The sequence below is a fragment of the Saccharopolyspora sp. genome (assembly GCF_017434145.1).
Classification (GTDB): Bacteria; Actinomycetota; Actinomycetes; order Mycobacteriales; family Pseudonocardiaceae; genus Saccharopolyspora_C; species Saccharopolyspora_C galaxeae.
Genome location: NZ_JAFRFW010000384.1, coordinates 1 through 3,330, shown reverse-complemented (window position 1 = coordinate 3,330; position 3,330 = coordinate 1). Strand labels below are relative to the sequence as shown.

Sequence of the window (3,330 nt, the reverse complement as noted above, 5' to 3'; positions counted from 1 at the left end):
CATCGGCAAGGCCACCGCCGCACGACTCGCCCGCGACGGCGCCAACGTCGTGCTCGCCGACGTCGACCGAGCCAAGGCACGGGAGGCAGCGGCCGAACTCGGTTCGGCGGACGTGGCCGTGGGCGTGGCCGCCGACGTGACCGACGAGGACGCCGTCGCGGCCGCGGTCGAGGCGGCCGTGCTGGCTTTCGGCGGACTCGACGTGGTGGTCAACAACGCGGGGCTGTCGCTGTCGAAACCGCTGCTGGAGACGACCGCGGCCGACTGGGACCTGCAACACGACGTGATGGCGAAGGGCTCGTTCCTGGTCAGCAGGGCGGCCGCGAAAGTCCTCGTCGAACAGGAACTCGGCGGCGACATCGTCTACATCGTCTCGAAGAACGGCGTTTTCGCCGGGCCGAACAACATCGCCTACTCGGCCACCAAGGCCGACCAGGCACACCAGGTCCGGCTGCTGGCCGCCGAACTCGGCGCGCACTCGATCCGGGTCAACGGGGTCAATCCCGACGGCGTGGTGCGCGGCAGCGGGATCTTCGCCGGTGGCTGGGGTGCGCAGCGGGCGAAGGTCTACGGGGTTCCGGAAGACGAGCTGGGCGCCTTCTACGCGCAGCGCACGCTGCTCAAGCGGGAGGTGCTGCCGGAGAACGTCGCGAACGCGGTTTTCGCCCTGCTGGGCGGGGATCTCAGCCATACGACCGGCTTGCACGTGCCCGTCGACGCAGGTGTCGCGGCAGCGTTCCTGCGTTGATGAGGAGGCGGCATGAGTGATGCGGTGGCCGCGGTCGACCTCGGCGCCACCAGCGGCCGGGTGATGCTCGCCCACGTCGGCCCGGACGAGTTGCGGATGCGCACCGTCTCCCGGTTCCCGAACCGGCCGGTGCGCACCCGCGACGGGCTGCACTGGAACGTCCTGGAGCTGTACCGCGACATGTGCGACGGGCTAGCGACAGCGTTGCGGGAAGCGAGTTTGGCCGGTCTGGCCATCGATTCCTGGGCAGTGGACTACGCGTTGCTGCGCGGCGGCCGCGTGCTCGGCCAGCCGCACCACTACCGGGACGACCGCAATGCCGCGGCGGTCGATGCCGTGCACGAGTTGGTTTCTCCGCAGGAGTTGTACGAGCTGAACGGCTTGCAGCACTTGCCGTTCAACACCACGTTCCAGCTCGCCGCGGACCGGCGTTCGGGTTTCCTGGCGCTGGCGGATCGGATGCTGCTGATCCCGGACCTGCTCGCCTACTGGCTCACCGGGGAGCAGGTCGCCGAACGCACGAACGCTTCCACGACGGGTTTGCTCGACGTGCGCACCGGCGACTGGTCGCGGCAGCTGACCGACCGGCTCGGCGTCGAGCACGGCCTGCTGCCGCCGCTGATCTCGCCGGGAGACCGGATCGGCGAGGTCTCGCCGGAGATTTGCGCGCAGCTGGGCACCGATCGGCCGCTGCCGGTCACCGCGGTGGGTTCGCACGACACCGCCTCGGCGGTCGTGGCAGTGCCCGCCGAAGGCGAGGATTTCGCCTACATCTCGTGCGGTACCTGGTCGCTGGTCGGTGTGGAGGTGGACCGGCCGGTGCTGTCCGAAGCGGGCCGTGCCGCGAAGTTCACCAATGAGCGCGGTGTCGACGACCGGATCCGCTACCTGCACAACGTGATGGGGCTGTGGCTGCTGAGCGAGTCCGTCGCGCAGTGGCGCAGGACCGACCCGTCGGTCGAGCTGGAGCCACTGCTGGCCGAGGCGGCCGAGGTGCCGCCCGGAGCCGTCCCCGTCTTCGACACCGACGACGCGCGGTTCCTGCCGCCGGGCGACATGCCTTCGCGCATCGCGGCGTGGCTGGCCGAGCACGACCTGCCGATTCCGGGAACCCGCGGCGAATTCGTGCGCTGCATCCTGGAAAGCCTCGCGGCGGCCTACGCGCACTCCATCGACCAGGTCGAACGACTCACCGGCCGTTCAATGTCCACAGTGCACATCGTCGGCGGCGGCTCGCAGAACGCGTTGCTGTGCCGGCTCACCGCCGATCGGACCGGCCGAACGGTGATCGCCGGCCCGGTCGAGGCCACCGCCCTCGGCAACATCCTCGTGCAGGCCCGCACCGCCGGCGCGATCACCGGAAGTTTGGAATCGCTGCGGAACCTCGTACGTCGGAGGTGCGAACTCCAGATCTACCAACCAGGTTCCACACGCATCGGGTGAAACTGAGCGAGGCTGCTGAGCGGGGTGCACGGCACAGCACCGCTTCGACACCCGAACCGTCGAAGATTGGCGGACCTCAGGTAGCACGCCGCGCCAACAGGACAGCGGCCTCGGCCACAGAGTCGAGGACCTGATCGGGAACATCACCCGAAGCCGATTCGGCTTCCGCCACGAACACCGCGCTGCGATCCCGCGCAGAGTCGTAATGCTCCCCGGTGAACTGCACATCGGGCAGAAACGGCTCGACGTCTCCACTGCCGTGTTCGTCGATCAGCCGTCGGAACTGCCGGGCTTGCGTGGCGTTGCGCATCTGCACCCGGGACACCAGAACGGATGCCGAACCGCCGTCGTAGCTGACGGGGAACTGCACGCGGTGCAACCCCCTGCACGGGTTCCGGGTAAAGAAGTCTTGCACACGCCCGTACGAGAAGACTGCACATTCAGCTGCCTCGCGCGTCTTGCTGGTTCCTTTCCGGAGACCGAGTCGACGCCATGCCTGTACGGGTTTGCCACGCTGAACGTCTTTTCGGGCCTTGGAAAGGTTCTTGCTGATGTTGCGCACGACCGCCGACTCAGCAGCCGACATCGCCGACGCCGCTGTGCCACCGCCTCCGCCGACACCTGCACCGATACCACCGGCACCGCTGCTGGCGGCCCAAATGGCGAACGCTGCACCGCCCGCGATCACTGTTGCGGCGCCACCTCCGCCGCCTATCGGGTATTTCGAGCCGTCCGGACGACTTCGGAACCTTGGTGCCACTGTGCTCCTCTCTGGACTGGCCGCACTCTGGCGCACGCAGCACGTTCCGCGCGGCACAATTCAGCTCGTTCACCCATTCAGCGCATTCGCCAAGGATTGCTCGCCGAACCGATATGCCGCGACCTGCGCCGAAGTTGATCGTTCAGGTACGAACTGCTGCCAAAAACCGCGAAACGCACTCACCCCGCGGCCACCCGGAGCTACGGTGAGCTTGGTCGTATGGTCACGGATTCGCCTGCCTCGCGGGTCCGCTGTCCGAGGGGGAATCATGAGATCTTCCGCGTCAGACCCGTTCGATGGACCGGCGAGCAGCACCGATCCGATCGTGATCGATCCGTTGGTGCGCGATCTCGACGGCGAGACCCGCGCGCTGCGCGCT

Annotated in this window: 3 protein-coding genes; 2 read left to right on the top strand and 1 reads right to left on the bottom strand. The window is 68.0% G+C overall.

Annotation, left to right across the window (positions count from 1 at the left end; genetic code table 11):
- Window positions 1-748, top strand: a 748-nt coding sequence (locus IJH84_RS10440; RefSeq protein WP_295143300.1) for an SDR family oxidoreductase, incomplete at its 5' end; no start/stop codon positions are given.
- A 12-nt stretch (window positions 749-760) separates the two neighbouring features.
- Complete coding sequence (locus tag IJH84_RS10435; protein ID WP_295143298.1) at window positions 761-2,191, top strand: rhamnulokinase family protein; 1,431 nt, start codon at window positions 761-763, stop codon at window positions 2,189-2,191.
- 76 nt (window positions 2,192-2,267) lie between these two features.
- Here the strand turns inward: IJH84_RS10435 and IJH84_RS10430 are convergent, their stop codons facing one another.
- Complete coding sequence (locus tag IJH84_RS10430) at window positions 2,268-2,879, bottom strand: hypothetical protein (protein ID WP_295143295.1); 612 nt, start codon at window positions 2,877-2,879, stop codon at window positions 2,268-2,270.
- Window positions 2,880-3,330 lie beyond the last annotated feature (451 nt).

Bases quoted from the DNA above. Each gene is read 5' to 3' on its own strand.
- IJH84_RS10435 (WP_295143298.1), top strand. From the start codon at position 761: ATGAGTGATGCGGTGGCCGCGGTCGACCTCGGCGCCACCAGCGGCCGG.